This is a genomic window from Streptomyces sp. NPDC058469 (genome assembly GCF_042721125.1).
Taxonomy (GTDB): domain Bacteria; phylum Actinomycetota; class Actinomycetes; order Streptomycetales; family Streptomycetaceae; genus Streptomyces.
The window spans coordinates 1-21,404 of the sequence record NZ_JBHXME010000018.1 but is presented as its reverse complement, the minus strand read 5'-3'; the positions used below and the strand labels follow the sequence as shown (position 1 = coordinate 21,404).

The window sequence follows — 21,404 nt, the reverse complement described above, 5'->3', positions numbered from 1 at the left end:
TTTCCTTGTCGAATCGCCCCGCCCAGCCGGTCAGGCCTTTGCTTTCGCCGACCGCGCTTTGCCCCGCCATGGGGCGCGCGCTCATGGGAGAAGCTCCTCGCTCAGAGGAACTTTTTCCGCAGGTCAGAGGGGTTTTGCGCAAGCTCAGACGGGTTTTTGCGCAGTCTTCGCCGCCACCACGGCATCGAACACCTCGCGCTTGGGAACGCCTGCCTCGACGGCCACGGTGGCGATCGCCTCCTTACGCCGCTCCCCCGCCTCCTCACGCACCCGAACCCGCCGTACCAGCTCGTCGGCATCGAGCTCTTCGGCCTTCTCCGGCGCCCCTTCCACCACGACGGTGATCTCGCCGCGCACGCCCTCCGCCGCCCACTCGGCCAGCTCGCCGACCGGGCCGCGCTTGATCTCCTCGTACGTCTTCGTCAGCTCCCGGCACACGGCGGCCCGCCGCTCGGCGCCGAACACCTCGGCCATCGCGGCGAGGGTGTCGTCGAGCCGGTGCGGGGCCTCGAAGTAGACGAGGGTCCGCCGCTCACCGGCCACCTCCCGCAGCCGCGACAACCGCTCGCCGGCCTTGCGCGGCAGGAACCCCTCGAAGCAGAACCGGTCCACCGGCAGCCCCGACAGCGCGAGCGCGGTGAGCACGGCGGACGGCCCCGGTACGGCGGTGACCTTGATGTCCTTCTCCACGGCGGCGGCGACCAGCCGGTACCCCGGGTCGGACACGGACGGCATCCCGGCATCGGTCACCAGGAGCACGCGCGACCCGCCCAGCAGCGCCTCGACCAACTCCGGTGTCCGCGCGGCCTCGTTGCCCTCGAAGTACGACACGACACGCCCCTTGGGCTGCACCCCGAGCGCCTGCGTCAGCCGCCGCAGCCGCCGCGTGTCCTCGGCGGCGACCACGTCGGCCCCGGCCAACTCCTCGGCGAGCCGCGGCGGGGCGTCCGCGATGTCGCCGATGGGGGTGCCGGCAAGGACCAGAGTTCCGGGAGCAACTGTCACGTTTCCATCCTCTCAGGGGAGAGAGGCGGGACTCACACAGACCTGTTCCCTACGATGGCGCGGTGACCAGTACCGCGTCCTCCACGGACACCCGGCAAGGGCAGGCCCCGCAAGAGCAGCGGCCGTCGTGGCAGCAGAGGCTGCGCCGATTCGGCTACACGGCAGGGTCCAGAAGCGACGTACGCGACCGGCTGGTGCCGCCGTACGCGGAGCCCAGCCCGCGGCTGTGGGCGGCGCTCGGCCTGTCGCCGACGCTCGTCGACCGCGTCACCCGCTGGTCGGCGTGGGGCGGTCCGCTGCTGGTCACGCTGATGGCGGGCCTGATGCGCTTCTACCGGCTCGGCAGCCCGAAGGCGGTGATATTCGACGAGACGTACTACGCGAAGGACGCGTGGGCGCTGGTCCACCGCGGCTTCGAGGTCAACTGGGACAAGAACGCCAACGACGTCATCCTGCAGAACAACGGTCACATCCCCATCCCGTCGGACGCGGCCTACGTCGTGCACCCGCCGGTCGGCAAGTACGTCATCGGGCTCGGCGAGCTGATCTTCGGCTTCAACCCCTTCGGCTGGCGCTTCATGACGGCGCTGCTCGGCACCCTCGCGATCCTGATGCTGTGCCGCATCGGCCGCCGCCTGTTCCGCTCCACGTTCCTGGGCTGCGTCGCGGGCACCCTGATGGCGCTCGACGGCCTGGCCTTCGTGATGGCCCGCACCTCGCTGCTCGACGGCGTGCTGATGTTCTTCGTGGTGGCCGCGTTCGGCTGCCTGCTGCTGGACCGGGACAGGGCCCGGGCAAAGCTCGCGGCAGCGCTACCGGTGGACGCCGACGGCCGCGTCCGCCCCGACGCGCACACCGCCGACACCCTGTTCCTCGGCTGGCGCCCCTGGCGCTGGACGGCCGGCCTGATGCTCGGCCTCGCGATGGCCACCAAGTGGAACGGCCTCTTCTACGCCGTCGCCTTCGTGCTGATGGCCCTGCTGTGGGACGTCGGTTCCCGCAAGGTCGCGGGCGCGAGCAGGCCGTACGTCGCGGTCCTGAAGTACGACCTGGGCCTCACCTTCGTAGCCACGGCCCCGGTCGCGGTCTCGGTGTACGTCCTGTCCTGGCTCGGCTGGATCCTCTCCCCGGCCAACGGCAGCGGCGGCTACTTCCGCGACTGGGCGGCGGGCCCCGGCAAGGGCGGCTTCTGGAGCCACTTCATGCCGGACTGGGCGCGCAGCCTGTGGCACTACGAGCACGAGGTCTACGAGTTCAACGTCGGCCTGCACTCGCCGCACACGTACATGTCCAACCCGTGGAGCTGGCTGGTCGACGGCCGCCCGGTCTCATATTTCTACGAGTCCCCGTCCCCCGGCTCGGACGGCTGCCCGGCGAGCGCCGGCGAGAAGTGCGCCCGCGAGGTCCTGGCCATCGGCACCCCACTCCTGTGGTGGGCGGCCTGCTTCGCGCTCCTGTACGTCCTGTGGCGCTGGGCGTTCCGCCGAGACTGGCGCGCGGGTGCGATCGCCTGCGGCGTCGCGGCCGGCTACCTCCCCTGGTTCATGTACCAGGACCGCACGATCTTCTTCTTCTACTCCATCGTCTTCCTCCCGTTCCTCTGCCTCGCGGTCGCCATGCTCATCGGCGCGCTCATCGGCCCACCGGGGTCGAGCGATACCCGCCGGGTGACGGGGGCGGTGGGGGCGGGCGTGCTGGTCCTGCTGATCACGTGGAACTTCATCTACTTCTGGCCGCTGTACACGGGGACGGCGATCCCCATCGACCAGTGGCGGTCGAGGATGTGGCTCGACACCTGGGTCTAGTCCTGCTGGACGAAGTCGTCGGCGGGCCCGCCGTCCAGCTTGTCCGTGCCCGGCCCGCCGTACAGCTTGTCCTTGCCTCCGTCGAACCTGCCGCCGTCGCGTTTGTCGCCATGGATGATGTCGTCGCCGCTGTTGCCGTGAAGGACGTCCGCGCCGACGCCGCCGTACAGCTGGTCGTCACCGGGGCCGCCGTAGATCGTGTCGTCTCCCGCGTCGCCGTTCAGGCCCTGGTCGCCCGCGCCGCCGTAGAGGACGTCGTCGCCGGGGCCGCCTTCTCCGCCCGCCTGTTCGCCCTCGGCGTGGATCGTGTCGTCGCCGCCGCCGTCGACGTATCGGCTCACCTTGAGGGTGTCGTCGCCGTCGTCGCCCCAGACCGCTTGGGCGTCGTCCCCGACGCCGGTCCAGGTGTCGTCGCCGTCTCCGAGGTGGACCTCGTTGCGGCCGAGGGTGTCGGCGACGTGGTGGTGTATCGCGGCGGTGTCGTCGCCGTCGCCGAGCTGCATCACGAACGTCGTGTACGGGTCCCTCGCCATCTCCTCGATCACCACCGTGCAGACGGCCTTGGTGCGGTCCCCGGCATCGGGGTGGGTGCAGCCGGGTCCTGTCGCGGCGATCGGTACCACGTCGTCGATCGCGTAGCGGAGGACCCGCCCGTCACCGTCCGACGTCTCGGTGACGGTCACGTGGTTGGCCTGGCCCGGGGCCGCCTTGTAGACACCGCTCCGGGCTGTGGCCGGCGGCCCCTTGTACGGCTCGGGCCCCCGGTGCAGAGCGATCCGTACGGCAACTCCCAGAGCCAGTACCAGAGTCAGCACCACCGCGACGCGGAGCGCCCGGTGCCCGCCGAGTCGAGGGATCAACGCACTACCTCCATGGGCCTGTTGGGGACCGGTTGTGGATCCGGCACCACGACCGACCCCCGACCCCCGCCCCCGGTTGCCCGGTACCTCCCAGCGTTCGCAATACGTTCACATACGTGGTCTGCCGGGCGGTGTGATTCAGTCAGCTGATCTCTGTTAGGACAACAAAAGGCAACACCCCTCACAGCTTTCCCCCACGCCACTTAAAGTTCGAAGGACTCGTAACGGGGAGGGGAACCGCGTCATGCGCAAGGGGGTAAAGGCCACCGTCATCGGCAGTGTGTTCGCTGTGATGGTGGGCGGGGCGGGGTACGGGGCGTTCAACGTCGTGTCCGCGTTGGGCGGTTCGGACGGGGTGGGCGGGGTCGGTGGGGCCTCGGCGAAGAAGACCGGGCCGCCCAGCAGCGGCGAGGTCGAGGAGACGACGAAGAAGTTCTTCTCGGCCTGGGAGAACGGGAAGTCGGTGACCGCCGCGTCGTACACGAACAACGACGCCGCCGCCGGCACCGTGCTGGAGTCCTACAGCGGGGCCGCGCACATCACGAAGGTGAAGATCACGCCCGGTACGACGACCGGGGCCACCGCGCCGTTCACGGTGAAGGCGACGGTGTCGTACCAGGGCATCGACAAGCCGCTCAGTTACCGGAGTCAACTGACCGTCGTACGCGGGAAGACGACCGGGCGGGCGCTCGTCGACTGGCAACCGTCCATCGTGCACCCGGAGTTGAAGACCGGCGACACGCTCGTCACCGGGGAGTCCGCGAGCCCGGCGATCGAGGCCGTGGACCGTGACGGGATCGTGGTGACGAAGGAGAAGTACCCCTCCCTCGGGCCGATCCTGGACGAGTTGCGCGCCAAGTACGGCGACAAGGCGGGCGGTACGCCCGGCATCGAGCTGTCGATCAAGCACGCCGTCGCGGACTCGGCCGACACCACGCTGGTGACCCTGGAGAAGGGCAAGGCCGGCAAGTTGCGCACGACGCTCAGCGCGAGCGCGCAGGCCGCCGCCGAGAAGGCCGTGACGAAGTACTCGGAGTCGTCCGTCGTGGCCGTGCAGCCGAGCACCGGGCAGGTGCTGGCGATCGCCAACAACCGCAACGACGGCTTCAACGCCGCGTTCCTGGGCCAGTTGGCGCCCGGCTCGACGATGAAGATCATCAGTGCCGCCACGCTCATCGACAACGACATCACGACGATGAGCGGCGCGGCCCCGTGTCCGCCCACCGCGACCTGGCAGAGCCAGACCTTCAAGAACCTGACGGGCCTGTCGCCGGACGAGAGCGCGACGCTCGCCGACAGCTTCGCCCGCTCCTGCAACACGGCGTTCGTGAAGTTCGCCGACTCGGTCAAGGTGGACTCGCTGACCAAGGAGGCCGAGGACCGCTTCGGGCTCGGCCGGAACAACTGGAAGACCGGCATCCCGTCCTTCGACGGCTCGGTCCCCGCGTCCGGCGGCCCGGACACCGCGGCCAACCTGATCGGCCAGGGCCAGGTGCAGCTGAGCCCGCTGAACATGGCGTCGGTGACGGCGACCGCGAAGACGGGCACGTTCCGGCAGCCGGTGCTCGTCGCGCAGAGCCTCGACGACCGCCAACTGGCCACCGCGCAGGGCCTGCCGGCGAGTACCTCGGCCCAACTGCGGGCGATGATGAACCGCACCGCGACCAGCGGCACCGCGGCGGGCATCATGGCCGGGCTCGGCGGCAACATCGGCGCGAAGACGGGGTCCGCCGAGGTCGACGGGCAGTCCAAGTCCAACAGTTGGTTCACCGGCTACCGCAACGACGTAGCGGCGGCGGCCATGACACAGGACGGCGGCCACGGCATCGACGCCGCGGGCCCGATCGTCCGGGCGGTACTGGCGGCAGGTGGCTGATCTCACTCCGCGGGCAAAGAGACTCACCCGCACAGGACGGGACTCTAGGCTGTGCCCCGTCGTTGGGGTGTGTGAGGGCTGAGGGCCAAGAGCGACGGGGGCCCAAAGGGATTCGCGGAGGATCGGGAACTGTGGGCACGAGGGGCAAGAAAAAGGTCGTCGCCGAGCGGCGCAAGGCGAGACCCGCCGTGGTCGGCGGGGCGATCGCCGTGGCCGTCGTCGGCGCGGGCGTCGGCGCCTACGCGCTGTACGACGGCGGGGCGTCGGCCGAGGCGCGCACATCGACCACCGCCGACCACAAGGCCGTCAAGACGGGCCCGTTGTCCGCGACCGAGGTGCAGACGACCGCGAAGCGGTTCCTCACCGACTGGCAGCAGGGCAAGGTCGCCCAGGCCGCCGCCACGACGGACAAGTCGACGGCGGCCACCGCCCTGCTCACCGGGTACACCAAGAACGCCCACATGAAGGGCATCACCGTCACCGAGGGCGCCCGCGCGGGCGCCAAGGTCCCCTTCTCCGTGAAGTGCACGGTGACGTACAAGGGCATCAACAAGCCGATGACGTACGCCACTTCACTCACCGTCGTGCGCAGCGCGAAGGACGGCAAGCCGTACGTCGCCTGGCACGCCTCCGTCGTCCACCCGGACCTCGCGGACGGCGACACCCTGGTGACGGGCGAGTCCGGCACCCCGCCGATCAAGGCGTACGACCGTGACGGCGGCGAGCTGACGGTGGCCAAATACCCGTCGCTGGGCTCGGTGCTGGACGGTCTGCGGGAGAAGTTCGGCAAGAAGGCGGGCGGCAAGGCGGGCATCGAGCTGCGGGTGATCCGCGGCAAGAAGTCCAAGGAGTCCGACAAGACCCTCGTCGAGCTGAGCAAGGGCACGCCCGGCAAGGTGAAGACGACGCTCAGCCCGACCCTCCAGGCGGCGGCCGAGCAGCAGGTCACCAAGCAGAAGAACTCCTCGGTCGTCATGATGCGCCCGTCGACCGGCGAGATCCTGGCCGTCGCGAACGCCTCGCACGGCTTCAACGTGGCCTTCCAGGGTTCCCTCGCCCCCGGTTCCACGATGAAGATCGTGACGTCGACGATGCTCTTCGAGAAGAACCTCATCACCCCGGACGCGTCCCACCCCTGCCCCAAGACGTACAAGCTGGCGGGCTGGACCTTCCACAACGACGACGACTCGGAGATCAAGAAGGGCACGTTCAAGATGGCCTTCGGGGCCTCCTGCAACAACGCCTTCATCAACTTCGCGCCCAAGCTGTCCAACAGCGACCTGACGACGGAGGCCCAGCAGGTCTACGGCCTCGGTATGAACAACTGGGCCATCGGCGTCCCCACCTTCGACGGCTCGGTCCCGGTGCAGAGCGGCGCGCAGATGGGCGCCTCGCTGATCGGGCAGGGCGGCGTCCGCATGAACCCGCTGAACATGGCGTCGGTGGCGTCGACGGTCGACACGGGCACCTTCCACCAGCCGTACCTGGTCTCGCCCACGGTCGACAACCGCACGATCGCGAAGGCCTCGCGCACGATGTCGTCGACGACCCAGTCGGAGCTGAAGGAGGTCATGAAGTACACGGCGGACTACGGCACGGCGGTGAAGGCGATGGCCGGCCTCGGTCCCGACTACGGCGCGAAGACCGGCTCGGCGGAGGTCGACGGCCAGAAGAAGCCCAACGGCTGGTTCACCGCGTACAAGGGCGACCTCGTCGCCGCGGGCGTCGTCCAGGCGGGCGGCCACGGCGGCGACACGGCGGGCCCGATCGTGGCGGCACTGCTCAAACTGGGCAGCAGCCTCGGAGGCTGAGCCTCCGGGGCTCGGCCCGCGACGGGTGCGGACCGGCCTCCGAGGCTCAGCGTGCGACGGGCACGGGGTGACCGCTGAGGCTCAGCTCGCGACCGGCGTCGTCGCCGCCGTGTAGGTCCGCCGCAGGAACCGCATGATCGTCTTCGTCTCGAACTGGACGACGGAGACGCCCTGTTCGGAGTGGAACTCGACCACGGCCTGCACCCGCCCGCACGGCCACACCCGCACCTCGCCGCTGCCGGCCGGGGCACGCAGCCCCTGCTCCAGCAGCGCCCGGTCGAAGGTCCATTCATGCGGTCCGGGCAGGTCGATACGGACGGCTCGGGGATCGGATTCGGGGTCGTACCGCAGGACGACCGGGACCGCGTCACTGTCCAGCCGGTCCACGTCCTCGTCGGTGACGATATGGGCTCGCGCGTACTGTTCGACTACGGACATCGGGCGGCCCCTTACGCTGAGTGACCTGTGCGAAAGCTATGCATCCGCTTCCACTACCCAAATGTCGCACATTTTCCCGGGAGCGCCCCTCGGGGCGACAGATCTCACATCCACGGGGGTCCACGGAGGGTGCGTGACCGACAAGCGAGCGTCTGGCTCTTGCAAAACCCTCGCAATAACCATCTAAAATCATCCCGTGCATGTGCCTGACGGTTCATCGACGCCCCCATGTCCGCCGCGACCGGAGTGGTCGCCGCCGGCGCCATCGCCGTGAGCCTGCGCGGCGCCCGCGGCGAACTCGACGAGCGGACGGCGCCGCTGGCGGGCCTGGTCGCCGCGTTCATCTTCGCCGTGCAGATGCTCAACTTCCCGGTGGCGGCCGGAACCAGCGGCCACCTCCTGGGCGGCGCGCTGGCCGCGATCCTGGTGGGCCCCTACACAGGCGTCCTCTGCGTCTCGGTCGTCCTCCTCATGCGGGGCATCCTGTTCGCGGACGGCGGCCTGACCGCGCTCGGCGGCGGGGCGGGCGGGCGGCGTGAACATCACCGACGTGACTCCTCCCCCTCGTGAACGAGGGGGCTTCTCGCTATGCCGGGTGGGCGTTGCGACGGACCAGCCCGGCCCGTAGAACGTTGATGGCTCCCACTGTGTCGGCGTGCGCGGTGTGGCCGCAGACGACGCAGTGGAACTTTTCCTGTGTGGGCCGGTTCTCCTTGGCGGTGTGCCCGCATGCGGGGCAGGTGCGGGAGGTGTTGCGGGGGTTGACGGCGATCACTTCCCGTCCGACGCTCTCAGCCTTGGCGTGCAGGATCGTCAGGAACACCCCCCAACCGGCATCGTTGATCGACTTGTTGAGCCCAGGCACTTGATCATACCCATCTCACCTACAGCGCCATATAGAGCATCAAGTCATCACATTAGATGGAGAATTGCTTCATATCTGGCCCCCCTGCCCACCCGGTGCCCGCCCCAGGCATCGGAGCACAGCCTTCAACAACGGGATGCTGACGTGCCTCGGAGCGCTCGGACAGGACATGCGCGAGCGCTTCAGCGCGGAACCGCGCGAGTCCAACAGCAAACTCGGTCACTTTCATCCGCTCGCGCACCACTTGCCGAAGGCCGTCTCGTCGTCCAGTCCGACCCTCACCCCACAGACACAGAGATCTCCGGCGCTCCGTGCCTCCGCGCCGAGGATCGCATTCCCGCCCGGCCTGAAGGCCGGGATTCCCTGCGAAGAACAGGGATGGTCACGCACGACCTGCCGTACGCACTGGAGTTGTGCCCGCGCGCGCTCATCCTCAGCGAGGGCGTGATCGCGGCGGACGGGAAGACCGGCGAACTCCTCTCCGACGACGCGTTGATGCGCGCCCATCGCCTGGAGTTGCCCTTCGGGTTCGACCCGCGGTCCGTGACAATGGGTGCGTGACGAACGAGGAGCACGAGGACCACACCGCTGCCGGGTCGCTGCTGCTCGACGAGCAGTTGTGCTTCGCGCTGTACGCGGCCCAGCGGGCGCTGACGGCCGCGTACCGCCCACTCCTGGAGGAGTTGGAGCTGACCTACCCGCAGTACCTCGTCCTCCTCGTCCTGTGGGAGCGCGGCGAGACCCCGATCAAGGACCTCGCGACGGCCCTGCGCCTCGACTACGGCACGGTGTCACCGCTCCTCAAGCGCCTGGAGACGGCGGGTCTGGTCCGCCGCGAACGCGCGGCACACGACGAGCGCTCGGTACTGGTCGCCTGCACGGAACGCGGTACGGCCCTCAGGGAGCGCGCGACCCGCGTACCCGGCGCGCTGCTCGCGGCGACGGAGCTGGAGATGCCGGAGGTCGAGCGCCTGCGCGGGGAGCTGTGGCGGCTGGCGGAGCGCGCGGAGGCGGCGGCGGAACGGGCCCGCTGAGCCACTGACCTCGGGTTACCGAGAGTTCCCACCCCTGGTGGGCAAGGGCGTGCTACCGGTCAGTATCTTGTGCACGATGCAGTTGCGCGCTCTCGTGTTTCCGCCCCTGGGGGAGGCCCCGCCATGACCGATGACACCGCTGACACCGCTGTCGACACCCGCCCCACGAAGATCATGTACGTCGCCGAGGCCACCGCCCACGGCGGCCGGGACGGCTTCGTCAGCAGCCAGGACGGCCAGCTCGCCCTCCAGGTCGCGATGCCCCCGGCACTGGGCGGCGACGGCAACGGCACCAACCCCGAGCAGCTCTTCGCGGCCGGCTACAGCTCCTGCTTCCACAACGCGCTGGTCCTGGTCGGCCGTAGGGCCGGCTTCGACCTGACCGGTTCCACGGTCGCCGCGAAGGTGGGCATCGGCCCCAACAAGCAGCGCGGCTACGGCCTCGCGGTCGCCCTGAGCGTGTCCCTCCCGATCCTCGACCCGGACATCGCGGCGAAGCTGGTGGACGCGGCGCACGAGGTCTGCCCGTACTCGAACGCGACCCGCGGGAACATCGACGTGACGATCCTGCTTGGTTGAAGGAGGAGAACGGGACGGCGGAACGAGGAGCGCGGACGTGGACGTGAACGGCGTGGTGGCCGAGGGCTTCGAGCCGGTCAGGGATGCGTTCGTGGGGAACTTCGAGGCGCGCGGGGACCGGGGCGCGGCAGTGACCGTGTACCGGGACGGGCACCGGGTCGTGGACCTGTGGGGCGGCACGAAGAACATCGACGGAACCGCCCCCTGGGAGCAGGGGACGGCCCAGATCGTCCGCTCGGCGACGAAGGGTGTGGCAGCCGCCGTACTCCTCCTGCTGGCGCAGCGCGGGGAACTGGACCTGGATGCTCCGGTGGGCGAGTACTGGCCGGAGTACAAGGCGGCCGGCAAGGAACGGACCCTGGTGTGGCACCTGCTGGCCCACCGCGCGGGCGTGCCGGTACTGGACCACCCGCTGACCCCGGAGCAGGCCGCCGACCCGGTGCTCAGTGCCACGGCGGTGGCGGCGCAGGCACCGGTGTGGGAGCCGGGCACGGACCACGGGTACCACGCGCAGACGTACAGCTGGCTGACCGGTGAGCTGGTACGCCGGGTGACGGGCCGGTCGATCGGCGAGTGGATCGCGGACGAGATCGCCGGTCCGGCCGGGGCGGACCTGTGGGTGGGCCTGCCGGCGGCCGAGACGGACCGGGTCGGCCGGGTGGCGCAGGTGGAAGCCCCAGTGATGACGCACGCGGGTGTCCTCCACACCCGCCCCAAGCGGTCGGTCTCCGAGGCGTACGCGAACCCCGACTCCCTCACCCGGCGCGCCTTCGCGGCGATCACGCCGATGCCCGACGAGAACGACCCGGCGTACCGAGCGGCCGTACTCCCCGCGTCGAACGGCATAGCGACGGCGGACGGACTGGCCCGCTTCTACGCGTCACTGATAGGCGAACTGGACGGCGGAGCAAGGCTGTTCACCCCGGGGACGACGGAACTGGCGCGCACGGAACGCTCGTCGGGCCCGGACCGCGTCCTCGTGATCCCCACCCGCTTCGGCCTGGGCTACATGCTGCACGGCAGCGCGTCCCCGCTCCTGTCGGAGACCTCCTTCGGCCACCCGGGCCGAGGCGGCGCACTGGGCTTCGCCGACCCGGAGTCAGGCATCGCGTTCGGCTACGTCACGAACGGCTTCCGCAAGAGCGTGACGGCGGACCCGAGGGCACAGGCGCTGGTGAGGGCGGTACGGACGTCTTTGGCGTCAGCGGAATGAACCGGGCCGACCGGGAGGTTCCCCGTCCATGACGCCCAAGAACGATGCCGCCGACGCCGACGCCCGCACGATCACCAACCCGCCCGCGCTCCACGACCCGACCCCGTTCGGCTACAGCCACGCGGTCTCGGCACCCGGTGAACTCGTCTTCATCGCCGGCCAGTACGCCTCCGACGAGACGGGCACGCCGGTACCGGGCGACTTCGCGGCACAGGTGGAGGTGGCGTTCACCCGACTGCGATCGGCACTGGAGGCAGTGGGCCTCGACTTCGAACACGTGGTCCGCCTAGGCACGTTCATCGTCGACCACGACCTCGACAAGCTGGAGACCCTCGGCAAGGCACTCCACACCCACTTCGGCGACCGCCTACCGGCCCAGACCCTCAGCGGGGTCGCGTTTCTCGCGCTGCCCGGGATGCTGTTCGAGGTGGACGCGGTGGCGGTACGGCGACCCTGACGGGCGCGGCCCGGGTCGTCGGATGTCGCCGTATCCGATACCGATACTCTCGTGCGTCGCCGACGGAGGGTCGGCGGAGATCGGGGGAGAACCGTGAGCAGAGCCGACGTCCCACTCCGCGTCCCGGTCCTGTACGCGATATCCGCGACCTGCGCCGTCATAGGCGCGCTGCTGTGGATACGCGGCGAGATGAACACACCCGCCACGCTGCAGTCCAGTTCCTACGGTTCCTTCCTGGCAGCCGAGACCTCCGCGGAGTCGACCTGGCGGGTGTGGTCACCGACTGTCCCCCAAGCTCGCCTCGGCCTGTACCTCATCGCGGTCGCGCTGGTGCTGACGGTGACAGCACGCCTGTTCTCGATCCGCCGGGACTGAGCCTGTGCCGCGGAACCCCAACCGGCGCGCAGCATCAGTCCGATGCCGACGACCAAGAGGCCTGCTGCCGCGACGCGTGGGGCTCCGAAGCGTTCCTCGAAGAAGACTGCTCCGATGGCCGCGCCGCCGATGATCGATGTCATACCCGGCTCATGCAGTGTGTGTCATGAGCCGTTCAGCTGCGTGCCTAAGCAGTCCACGTCCACGTGGCCGCCAACGGACGGGGTGGGCAGCGCGCCGCGCGGTCGAGGACGGCGCGCCTGTCACCCAGGTCTCTCCGGCGGGCGGAGGCCCGGCCCGGTCGTCGTTGTCCGTTCGCTCACGGCCGGTAGGGTCGCGCCGCTGGTGGGTCGGTGAGGTGGGGAAGAGAGCGACGTGACGGTGGCGGACGAGGGCCGGGTGGACGGGCCCCGGGTGGGGTTGGTGACGATCGCCCGGGAGTGGGGCGGGATCGGCTGCATCGGGTTCGGTGGGCCGCCGACGCATATCGCGCTGCTGCGGCAGTTGTGTGTCGAGCGCCGCACATGGATCACGGCTGAGGAGTTCGAGGACGGAATCGCCGCGACGAATCTGCTGCCGGGGCCGGCGTCGACACAGCTGGCGATCTTCGCCGCGTGGCGACTGCGGGGAGTTGCCGGCGCCGTGGTGGGCGGAGTGTGCTTCATCGCGCCGGGCCTGGTGCTGATCCTGGCGCTGGCCGCGCTGTTCCTGGCCGGGGACCCGCCGTTGTGGGTGCGGGGCGCGGCGGCCGGTGCGGGGTCGGCGGTGGCGGCCGTGGCGGTGCAGGCGGCCTGGTCGCTGGTCCCGGCGAGCTGGAAACGGGCCGGGCCCGCGCGGCCGGCGCGGGCCCGGTGGATCGGCTACGGCCTGGCCGGCGGGACGGCGGCGGCGCTGACCGGGCCGTGGCTGGTCCTGGTGCTGATCGCCGCCGGTCTGGTGGAGGTCACCGTGCGGACGGACGCCGGGCCGGGAGCGGTCCGGCGCTTGCGGTCGTGGCCCCTACTGGCATCCGCTCCGGCGGCCGGTGGCGGGCTGCCGGCGCTGGTGTGGGTGGCGCTGAAAATCGGTGCGCTGTCCTACGGCGGCGGCTTCGTGATCATTCCACTGATGCAGGCCGACGCGGTCGACCACTACCACTGGATGAGTGACGGGCAGTTCCTGAACGCCGTCGCGTTGGGGCAGATCACCCCGGGTCCGGTGGTACAGACCGTCGCGGTGGTCGGCTATGCCGCCGCCGGCGTGGGAGGCGGGCTGCTGGCCGCCGCGGTCGCGTTCGCCCCGTCCTTTCTGTTCGTGATCCTCGGCGGGCCCCGGTTCGACCGGTTGCGGGCCGATCCGCGGGTGCAGGCGTTCCTGACCGGTGCCGGCCCCGCGGTGATCGGCGCGATCGCCGGGTCAGCGATCCCGCTGGCCCTGGCCTTGCAGCACGCCTGGCAGTTCGGCGTACTCGCCGGCGCAGCCATCTGGCTGCTGGCCGCCCGCCGCGGCGTGGTCAGCGCCCTGCTCGGAGCGGGTGCCCTCGGCGTGGTGGCGGCGCTGGTCGGCTGGTCGGTGACCTGACGACCCGCAACGCGGGAAAACACCTCACAGTCCCGCCGCAAGCCCCCGGCCGGCATCGGAACAGAGCGACACCGCGAACCCGGTGAGACGGTGACTCCCCCACCTCGCGCTGGGACAACAAGGCCTGCCCGGCGCACAGTTGAGGCTGACGAACCACTCGCCCGCGATGAGCGGCCGGTATCCGCAGTCCGTGCCTTGCTGTCCGAGCAGTCGAGGTAGTACTCCGGGCGACGGGTGGGGCCCCAGGTGAAGACGACCCGCCTGCGGGCGTCGCGGCGCGGTCGCCGGGTCCGCGGTACCGGTCGGGCCGGTGATGGATCACGGCGTGCGGCCGGGGATCGGGACGTCGTACGTCCCTGTTTCCGGCGCCGATACGGTCGTAGGTCACCGACGGACGGTCGGCAGCTGCGGTGTCCATGGCGCGCCAGGCCCAGCAGATCGGAAAGGGCGGTGCCCGGAGATTCGGCATGCCCTGGCCGACGGTGACGCCGGCCAGGGGCCCTCGACGCGATGGGGCTGTGTGTCAGCCGTCGGACTCCGACGACGGGAGGTAGGCGCCCGGTACGTCGTTGGGCGCGTAGATCTTGCTGTCGCCGGGGTACGGCTTGGTCCAGTTGTGGGTCTGGTACCAGGTGTAGCGGTTCATCTGGGTGGGGTTGGCGTAGTCCGGTACGGCGTGCGGGCCGGTCAGCCGCTGGTGCGACGCCCAGGTCTTCCACTGGGCCGCGACCGTCTTCTCGGCCGCCGGCACCGAGACCGTCGTCGGTGCCGCCGCCGCCCTGGTGTCCTGGGCCGCCGGAGTGTCCGAGCCGCAGGACGGCTGGGGGCTCACGCCGAGGGTCAGCGAGGTCCGGTTGGGGACCGCCGTGAACGGGGTGTCGTCGGCCTTCTTCGTGAACGCCCCGTACATCGGGGTGGCCGCGCTGTCGAGCTGGTTCATCGGGTGGATCCCGAGGATCTGCTCGATGGTGCGGACCATGGTGATCTGCGAGTAGTAGTGGTCGTCGACCGTGCCGTGCTTGGCGTACGGGCTGATGACCTGGACGGGGGCGCGGTGGCCGTCGACGTGGTCGAGGCCGGCCTGGGAGTCGTCCTCGACGACGAAGATCGCCGAGTCCTTCCAGTCCTTGCTGTGCGTGATCTCGTCGACCATCCGGCCGACCGCGAGGTCGTTGTCGGCGACCTCGGCGGCCGCGTTCGCCGGGCCGCCCGTGTGGTCGTTGGAGAACCAGAACATGTTCAGGTTCGCCGGGCCGTTCTTCTCGAAGTCCTGCTTCCAGATCTGCTCTTTGTAGATGTCCGGGACGTCGAGGTCGAACAGCGGGAAGCCCTGCACCGACACGTTGTTGAGGGAGGGGATCGCCGAGCCCGTCTTGATGGGGTAGGCGGTCTGCGCGCCGGTCGCGGCCATGTTCTTGCTGTCGCAGTACAGGTTCTGCCAGCTCGCGCCGGACGGCTTGGTCTCCAGCGACTGGAACTCGCCGAAGTCCTTGACGGTCTTCCCGGCCGCCTGCGCGCCGGTCCAGATGAAGCCGGCCTTCTGGTGGCCGAGGACGTCGTTCTCGGTGTCGTAGCTGCGCGTGTACTCGCCGGCCGAGGACTCGGTGTACTCCGGGTTGTCCGACTGCATCAGCCAGTTGTGGCCCTCGGCGGAGTTGGTGCCGATGTCGTAGAAGTTGTCGTAGAGCCCGAACTGCTGGGCCAGCGCGTGCTGGTTGGGCGTCACGTTCTCGCCGAACTGGGTGAGCGAGGAGTTGCCGTTGCCCTGCGGGAGGTCGCCGAAGACCTGGTCGTAGGTGCGGTTCTCCTTGACGAGCAGGAACACGTGCTTGATCGTCGAGGGGTCGCCGAGCCGCGCCGGGACCGGGACAGCCTTCGCGTGACTCTTGCCCTTGGCCGTGCTGACCGAGCCGGCCGTCCAGCCGTTCTGCTTGAAGACCTTGGCCGTCTGTGACCTGACGACGAGGTCGCTCGGCAGCGTGAACTGCGTCAGGCTCGACGTCGTGTCGTGGGTGTTGTGGCCGGCGGCGTCGGGGCGGAGCGCGTCGATGCCACGGGTGTTGGAGACGACGACCGTCTTGCCGACGGTGGTGATCCCCGAGGGGAAGTAGTCCGTGGGGAGCAGGCCGACGTAGCGGGCGGGCTGCTGCGGGGAGGTGTAGCGGTAGACGGCGACCGCGTTGGCGCGGCCGAGCGTCACCAGCAGCCGGCCGTCGTCGGTGAGCGTCACCGCGTTGGGCTCGTAGCCGACCGATGCCTCGGGCCACGGCTGGGTGGCGATGGTCTGGACGACCTTGTCCTTGCGGGTGTCGATGACCGACACGCTGTTGTCGGCGGTGTTGGTGACGAACACCGCGCCCTTCTTGGCGTACACAGCGGTCGGGTGCAGTCCTACGGCGATGGTGCCGACGGCGGCGGACGGGTCCGCGGTGTCGATGACGCTGACCGTGCCGGTGGTGCTGGCGCCCGTGTTCGGATTCGCCGGCACGTCGGTGCCGTAGGAGTTGATGGTGGTGTCGCCGGCCTTCGCCGGGCGCCCGCCCTCGTTGCTGACGTACAGCTTGCCGCCGACCAGGGCGATACCGCGCGGGGCGGTGCCGACTGCCCAGCTCTGCTTGATGGTTCCGGTCGCCGCGTCGATGGCGACCACCTTGTTCTGGCCGTTGACCGCGGAGTACACGGTGGAGCCGTCGGCGGAGAACACGGCCGCGCCCACCAGCGCCTGCTTGGCACCGTCGGCCGCGATCGGGACGGCCGTCGGGCCGGAGAGGGTGCCGTCTGCGTTGACGGTGAACTTGGTGTAGCCGCCCGCCTGCCCCAGCCACAGCTGCTTGCCGTCGGGCGAGTACGTCGGGCCTTCCTGGCCGACGGCACCGCTGCTGATGCGCAAGTCGTCGGCCGCGGAGGTGCCGATCTTCTGCTTCACCTGACCGGTGGCCAGGTCCATGACCACCAGGGATGCGTCACCGTCGGCGACCGAGGCCGCGAGGCGGGTGCCGTCCGGGCTGACCGTCGACGACATGATCTTGCCGTCGTTGAGGACGGTACGGCTGCCGTACGGCTTGATGTACTGGTCGCTGGAGATGACCTGGCCGTTGGCGGTGGTCTGGCCGACCTGCTGGGTGCCGAACTGGTACGTCGAGGCGACCGCGGTGCCCGTGACACCGAGGGTGACGGCGATACCCGTCGTCACCAGCAGTGCACGGCGACCGACGTGTCTGCCGAAGAGGTTGACCTGCTTCTTCTCGTTGATCCGACGCTGGCGGGTTACCTGCACGGAACTGTTCCCTTCAGTGGGTGTCGAGCAACTCGACATTGCCGTCGAACTGCCACAGCGGATTGGGGGCGTCACCGGTCGAAGTCCGCACCAGGAAGTAGCCGTTGACCTCCTTGGGACCGTCGCCGTCCGCCACGAACCGCCCGTCCGAGGTGATGTCGAGCTGGTAGATCGCCGTCCCCGTGACCGCGACCCCGGGGAGATGCCAGCTCACGACGCAACGCCAGTCGTTGCCCGCGCCCTCCTGGGCGGCCTGGCCGTCGCTCTTGGTGCACGCCGCCGTGGTCCGCAACTGGGCCTCGGTGACTGCGGGCCGGTGGAGTTGCCGCGTCTGGAGGCGATAGAGGTGCGCGAACACCGTCGCGAGGGACTTCTGCACCTTCTCCTGCTCGATCCCGGAGCCCGTCGACGGTGTCGCCACGGCGACCGCCCCCACGGTGACGGCGGTCAGCGCGGCCAGCGGCAGCAGCCCGAGGGTGATCGCGCGGCGCCCGGAACCGTCGTAGGCCGGGTTGGTGAAGTCGCGCCGTACGAACAGCACATAGGCCAGCGCGGTCGCGAGTACGGCCCACACCAGGCTGACCGCGATGCCGATCAGGAGCGGGGCGAGCTGGGCCGGGCCGGTGAACAGTCCGTTCCAGGCGATGAAGGCGTAGCCGGGCAGGGCGAGGCGCACCGCGACGGGCAACGGCAGCATCTGGGCGACCTGCATCGCCAGCGCGACCAGTACGGGCAGCAGCAGTCCCATCGAGGAGCGCCCCAGCGCGACCGACCCGAGGAGTCCGATCGCGGCGAGGGCCAGGGTCGGGGCGAGGGCACAGAGCCAGGCGAGCAGGACCTGACCGGCCGCGTCCCCCGGCGCCAGCAGGTGACCGTCGAGGCCGACCAACGGCTGGTTGCCGACCGCCACGAGCCCGCCGGCCGCGCTGGAACAGGCCATCCCGGCCACCAGAACGAGGATGACGGTGAGGCTGGCCAGCGACTTCGCCACGAAGATCCGCGCAGGCGAGCGGACCGCCACCAGCAGATGACGCCAGGTGCCGAGCCGGTCCTCGGAGGCGAACACGTCACCGGCGACCAACGACGTCAGCAGCGGCAACGCCCAACTGCCCGCGAAACCCAGCATCACCAGCGGTCCTGCCCACCCCGTGGCGTGCATCCAGCGGCCGAAGAGAGTGTCGGAGGGGAGCGTGCTCTGCCCGCTGACCCCGGCCACGAAGAGCGCCGGCGCGACCCAGCACACGAGAACCAACAGGCGGATCCGCCACTGCGAGACCAGCTTGACCAGCTCGAAACGGTAGCTGCGCGCGACCGGGACACGGCGGGCTACGGCGGCCTGTTCGGCGACAACGGTCGCGGTCACCGGTCGGCCTCCTGCTGCTCCGTGAGCGCGAGGAACGCGGTCTCAAGGGGCGACACCACGGGGGCGAGCTCGCGCACCGCGATGCCCGACCGCACGAGACCCGCCACCAGTTCGTCGAGGGCGGGCACCATCGCGCGCACGACGAACACCTCGGCGTCCTGCCGTGCCTCGACGTCGTCGACGACCCGAACCCCGCCCGCCTCGGCGGCAATCACGCGCGCGGCCCGCGGATCGGAAGTCCGCAACCGGTACTCGAGTTCACGACTCTCGGCGGCCAGCTTGCTCAACGGGCCGGAGAAGACGACCCGTCCGGTGGCGAGGATGGTGACCTCGGAGCACAGCGCCTCCACATCGTCCATACGGTGGCTGGAGAGCACCACGCTGGTCCCGTCGGCGGCGAGCCGGGTGAGGACACCGTGCACTTGTCTCTTGCCCGCCGGATCAAGGCCGTTGGACGGTTCGTCGAGCACGAGCAGACGGGGCTTGGTGAGCAGGGCGGCGGCGAGCCCGAGCCGCTGGCGCATACCGAGCGAGAAGCCGCGGGCCCGGTCGTCGGCGACATCGGTGAGCCCGACCTGGTCGAGCACGTCGTCGATCCCCGCCGTCCGCGCGTCATGGCCGCGGAGAGCGGCCAGCGCGGCGAGGTTCTGCCGGGCGGTGAGCGAGGGATAGAGACCGGGCCCGTCCACGAACCCGGCGACCCCGTCGGGAGCGGCGAACGCCCGCCCGACCGGCGTACCGAGAATCTCCAGGCGGCCGCTGTCGGCGACGGCCAGGCCCAACAGGAGCCCGAGCAAAGTCGTCTTGCCGGCCCCGTTCGGCCCGACCAGACCGTGGATCTGTCCCTGCGTCACGTCCAGATCGACGCCGTCGAGCGCGACGACGTCGCCGAAACACTTGGTGACCTCGCCGGCCCGGACCGCGTGGAGTCTCTCCATGTGCCCCTTCTTTCGAATCCTCAGGGACCCTAGGGGCACCACACATCACACACACAGACAGCCGTCTGAACGCCCAGGAAACGGATCGTCAAGTCGTCGGCAAGCCGGGTGAAGGAACGGTCAACCTGCCCGCAACATCAGCCCGATCCCGGCCACGAGCAGTACGGCGGCGGCGATACGCGGCGCCCCGAACCGCTCCTTGAAGAACACGGCACCGATCGCCGCGCCGACGATGATCGACGACTCGCGCAGGGCGGCGACAGGGGCGAGTTCGGCGCGGGTCTGGGCCCACAGGACGAGGCCGTACGCGGTCACGGACAGGGCCGCGCCGAGGAAGCCGACGGCGGCGAACGGCCGTAGCTTCGTGACGAATTGGCCCCGCCAGCGGTGCAGTGCGTACGCCGGGACGACCAAGCCCTCCATCCCCATCAGCCAGGCGATGTACCCGAGCGAGGTCCCCGAAGCGCGCACGCCCAGTCCGTCGACGACGGTGTACGCGGCGATCGACACCCCCGTCGCCAACGCGGCCCCGATCGCGGGCCAGTTGGGCCGCCGCCCGCGCATTCCCCACAGGGCGACGCCGGTCAGGCCCGTGCACGACAGGACGATGCCGGCGGCGGCCCAGGCGTTCGGCACCTCGTGGGCGAAGACGGCGGCGAGGACGGTCACGAGGAGGGGCGCTGTGCCGCGCGCGATGGGGTAAGCCTGCCCGAAGTCCCCCAGCCGGAAGGACTTCATCAACAGCACGAAGTACACGACGTGGATGACCGCCGACACGATCAGATACGGCCACGCCTCGGCCGCCGGGAACGCGGCGAACGGCGCCAACGCCAACCCGATCACCGTCCCGCCGCCCGCGATGAGCGTGAACCCGACGAGCTTGTCCGTGATGCGGTGGGCGAGGGCGTTCCAACACGCGTGGGTGACGGCGGCGAGGAGGACGGCGGCGGCGACCTCCGGAGTCACGAGGACTGCTCGCGCACATCCACCAGGGTGGCACCGGCGTGCGCGACGAGTTCCTTGGGCTCCATGGGGAACACGGCGTGCGGATTGCCTGCGGCGGCCCATACGACGTCATGCGCGAGCAACGACCGATCGGCGAGCACGCGAGTCTTCGTACGATGCCCAAAGGGGGGCACGCCACCGATGGCATACCCGGTCGTCTCCCGTACGACGTCCACCTTGGCCCGCGTGACCTTCTCGACTCCGAGTTCCCGTCGGACGAGGTCCACATCCACGCGGGACGCCCCGTCCATGAGCACCAGGACCGGAACCCCGTCCGCCGCGAAGATCAACGACTTGCAGATCTCACTCAACTCGCATCCGATCGCGGCGGCGGCCTCGGCTGCGGTACGGGTGGCGTCCGGGAAGCGCCGAATACGACCGAGCAGGTCCCCTAGCCCCAACTCCCGTAGCGCCTCGGCGAATCGGGGGTTGGCGCCGGTGTTGTCGTCTTCGGTGTTGTTCATGCTCATGCAGGCACGGTAGCGGTGGGTGTACTGGGCCTGCGACTGAGTTCCGACCGTCGGACCGCCCGCTTCTTGGCCAGTGTCGGGATTGCGTGAGCCGAGTAAAGGGCGCTCCCTGCGGTCGCGTCGGCTACGCCGATTCCGCTCCGCTCCACCCTTGACTCACCTCACACAATCCCGTTTCAGAAGCGAGCGAGCGGCCCCGAGGGATGGGTGACCAAGGGATGAACCCCCTTGCCTGTACTGCGTTCCGGGCCGGAGCGGAGGGCGCGCTCGCGCCTCGCCAGCACGCCGGGCCGGCTCAGCGGCCAACCCCGAGTGGGGGGAGGGGGGTACGGGTGGGGGCCGACCCCATGGGCGTGCACGCAACTCCGGGCCGGGGGCGAGGGGACGCGCGCTGGCGTCTCGCCTGCACGCCGGGCCGGCTCAGCGGCTACCGGCCGGTGGGGACTTACTGCGCAAGAGACCAAGAGACCAAG

17 protein-coding genes and 4 pseudogenes are annotated in these 21,404 nt (G+C 70.0%); 11 read left to right on the top strand and 10 right to left on the bottom strand.

The window, feature by feature from the left end:
* Positions 1-144: 144 nt before the first annotated feature.
* Positions 145-1,005, bottom strand: coding sequence for a 16S rRNA (cytidine(1402)-2'-O)-methyltransferase (gene rsmI / locus ACFWP5_RS11910; protein WP_384154043.1), 861 nt, complete (start codon positions 1,003-1,005; stop codon positions 145-147).
* 62 nt (positions 1,006-1,067) lie between these two features.
* Between rsmI and ACFWP5_RS11905 the strand changes: the two genes are divergently transcribed.
* Complete coding sequence (locus ACFWP5_RS11905) at positions 1,068-2,810, top strand: dolichyl-phosphate-mannose--protein mannosyltransferase (RefSeq protein ID WP_384154041.1); 1,743 nt, start codon at positions 1,068-1,070, stop codon at positions 2,808-2,810.
* Here the strand turns inward: ACFWP5_RS11905 and ACFWP5_RS11900 are convergent.
* Positions 2,807-3,670: a calcium-binding protein gene (locus ACFWP5_RS11900; protein ID WP_384154039.1), complete on the bottom strand. Its 864-nt coding sequence runs from the start codon at positions 3,668-3,670 to the stop codon at positions 2,807-2,809. The two genes, ACFWP5_RS11905 and ACFWP5_RS11900, sit on opposite strands and share 4 nt — an antisense overlap.
* A 244-nt stretch (positions 3,671-3,914) precedes the next feature.
* Between ACFWP5_RS11900 and ACFWP5_RS11895 the strand changes: the two genes are divergently transcribed.
* Both ACFWP5_RS11895 and ACFWP5_RS11890 read left to right on the top strand, forming a co-directional pair.
* Entirely contained in the window at positions 3,915-5,546 is a 1,632-nt protein-coding gene (locus ACFWP5_RS11895; RefSeq protein ID WP_384154037.1) for a penicillin-binding transpeptidase domain-containing protein, read from the top strand.
* A 131-nt stretch (positions 5,547-5,677) separates the two neighbouring features.
* Positions 5,678-7,357, top strand: a complete 1,680-nt coding sequence (locus ACFWP5_RS11890) for a penicillin-binding transpeptidase domain-containing protein (RefSeq protein WP_384154035.1) — start codon at positions 5,678-5,680, stop codon at positions 7,355-7,357.
* Between the two features lie 81 nt (positions 7,358-7,438).
* Here the strand turns inward: ACFWP5_RS11890 and ACFWP5_RS11885 are convergent, their stop codons facing one another.
* Positions 7,439-7,795 carry an SsgA family sporulation/cell division regulator gene (locus ACFWP5_RS11885; protein ID WP_384154033.1) on the bottom strand — a complete coding sequence of 119 codons (357 nt, stop codon included), beginning with the start codon at positions 7,793-7,795 and terminating at the stop codon, positions 7,439-7,441.
* 196 nt (positions 7,796-7,991) lie between these two features.
* Here ACFWP5_RS11885 and ACFWP5_RS11880 point away from each other — a divergent pair.
* Positions 7,992-8,311: pseudogene (locus ACFWP5_RS11880) on the top strand (energy-coupling factor ABC transporter permease); the annotation flags it as partial.
* A 70-nt stretch (positions 8,312-8,381) separates the two neighbouring features.
* Here the strand turns inward: ACFWP5_RS11880 and ACFWP5_RS11875 are convergent.
* Positions 8,382-8,654: pseudogene (locus ACFWP5_RS11875) on the bottom strand (RNA-guided endonuclease InsQ/TnpB family protein); the annotation flags it as partial.
* Positions 8,655-9,038: 384 nt separating this feature from the next.
* On the opposite strand from ACFWP5_RS11875, the pseudogene ACFWP5_RS11870 reads away from it, so the two are divergent.
* From ACFWP5_RS11870 to ACFWP5_RS11845, 6 genes and pseudogenes are all read left to right on the top strand, one after another.
* A pseudogene (locus ACFWP5_RS11870) lies at positions 9,039-9,221 on the top strand (cobalt ABC transporter ATP-binding protein); the annotation flags it as partial.
* The gene (locus ACFWP5_RS11865; RefSeq protein ID WP_384154031.1) at positions 9,218-9,694 is read left to right on the top strand and encodes a MarR family winged helix-turn-helix transcriptional regulator; all 477 of its coding nucleotides are present in this window, start codon (positions 9,218-9,220) and stop codon (positions 9,692-9,694) included. The pseudogene ACFWP5_RS11870 and the gene ACFWP5_RS11865, both read left to right, overlap by 4 nt.
* 123 nt (positions 9,695-9,817) lie before the next feature.
* Entirely contained in the window at positions 9,818-10,273 is a 456-nt protein-coding gene (locus tag ACFWP5_RS11860; protein ID WP_384154029.1) for an organic hydroperoxide resistance protein, read from the top strand.
* Between the two features lie 37 nt (positions 10,274-10,310).
* Positions 10,311-11,486, top strand: a complete 1,176-nt coding sequence (locus ACFWP5_RS11855) for a serine hydrolase domain-containing protein (protein WP_384154027.1) — start codon at positions 10,311-10,313, stop codon at positions 11,484-11,486.
* Between the two features lie 28 nt (positions 11,487-11,514).
* Positions 11,515-11,943: a RidA family protein gene (locus ACFWP5_RS11850; protein WP_384154026.1), complete on the top strand. Its 429-nt coding sequence runs from the start codon at positions 11,515-11,517 to the stop codon at positions 11,941-11,943.
* Between the two features lie 93 nt (positions 11,944-12,036).
* Complete coding sequence (locus tag ACFWP5_RS11845) at positions 12,037-12,318, top strand: hypothetical protein (RefSeq protein ID WP_384154024.1); 282 nt, start codon at positions 12,037-12,039, stop codon at positions 12,316-12,318.
* A 20-nt stretch (positions 12,319-12,338) separates the two neighbouring features.
* Here ACFWP5_RS11845 and ACFWP5_RS11840 read toward each other — a convergent pair.
* A pseudogene (locus ACFWP5_RS11840) lies at positions 12,339-12,458 on the bottom strand (EamA family transporter); the annotation flags it as partial.
* A 235-nt stretch (positions 12,459-12,693) separates the two neighbouring features.
* Here ACFWP5_RS11840 and chrA point away from each other — a divergent pair.
* Positions 12,694-13,878 carry a chromate efflux transporter gene (gene chrA / locus ACFWP5_RS11835; RefSeq protein WP_384154022.1) on the top strand — a complete coding sequence of 395 codons (1,185 nt, stop codon included), beginning with the start codon at positions 12,694-12,696 and terminating at the stop codon, positions 13,876-13,878.
* Positions 13,879-14,401: 523 nt separating this feature from the next.
* Here chrA and ACFWP5_RS11830 read toward each other — a convergent pair.
* The 5 genes from ACFWP5_RS11830 to ACFWP5_RS11810 form a co-directional block, all read right to left on the bottom strand.
* Positions 14,402-17,155 (bottom strand): alkaline phosphatase family protein, encoded by a 2,754-nt coding sequence (locus ACFWP5_RS11830; protein ID WP_384154020.1) that lies wholly within the window; start codon positions 17,153-17,155, stop codon positions 14,402-14,404.
* A gap of 13 nt (positions 17,156-17,168) precedes the next feature.
* On the bottom strand, positions 17,169-18,518 hold the full coding sequence (locus ACFWP5_RS11825; protein WP_384154018.1) for an ABC transporter permease: 1,350 nt from the start codon (positions 18,516-18,518) through the stop codon (positions 17,169-17,171).
* A complete protein-coding gene (locus ACFWP5_RS11820) occupies positions 18,515-19,456 on the bottom strand; it encodes an ABC transporter ATP-binding protein (RefSeq protein ID WP_384154016.1) in 942 nt (313 codons plus the stop codon). Before ACFWP5_RS11820 ends, ACFWP5_RS11825 begins: the two co-directional genes overlap by 4 nt.
* 120 nt (positions 19,457-19,576) lie before the next feature.
* The gene (locus tag ACFWP5_RS11815) at positions 19,577-20,422 is read right to left on the bottom strand and encodes a DMT family transporter (RefSeq protein WP_384154014.1); all 846 of its coding nucleotides are present in this window, start codon (positions 20,420-20,422) and stop codon (positions 19,577-19,579) included.
* The gene (locus tag ACFWP5_RS11810) at positions 20,419-20,931 is read right to left on the bottom strand and encodes a YbaK/EbsC family protein (RefSeq protein WP_384154012.1); all 513 of its coding nucleotides are present in this window, start codon (positions 20,929-20,931) and stop codon (positions 20,419-20,421) included. Before ACFWP5_RS11810 ends, ACFWP5_RS11815 begins: the two co-directional genes overlap by 4 nt.
* Positions 20,932-21,404 lie beyond the last annotated feature (473 nt).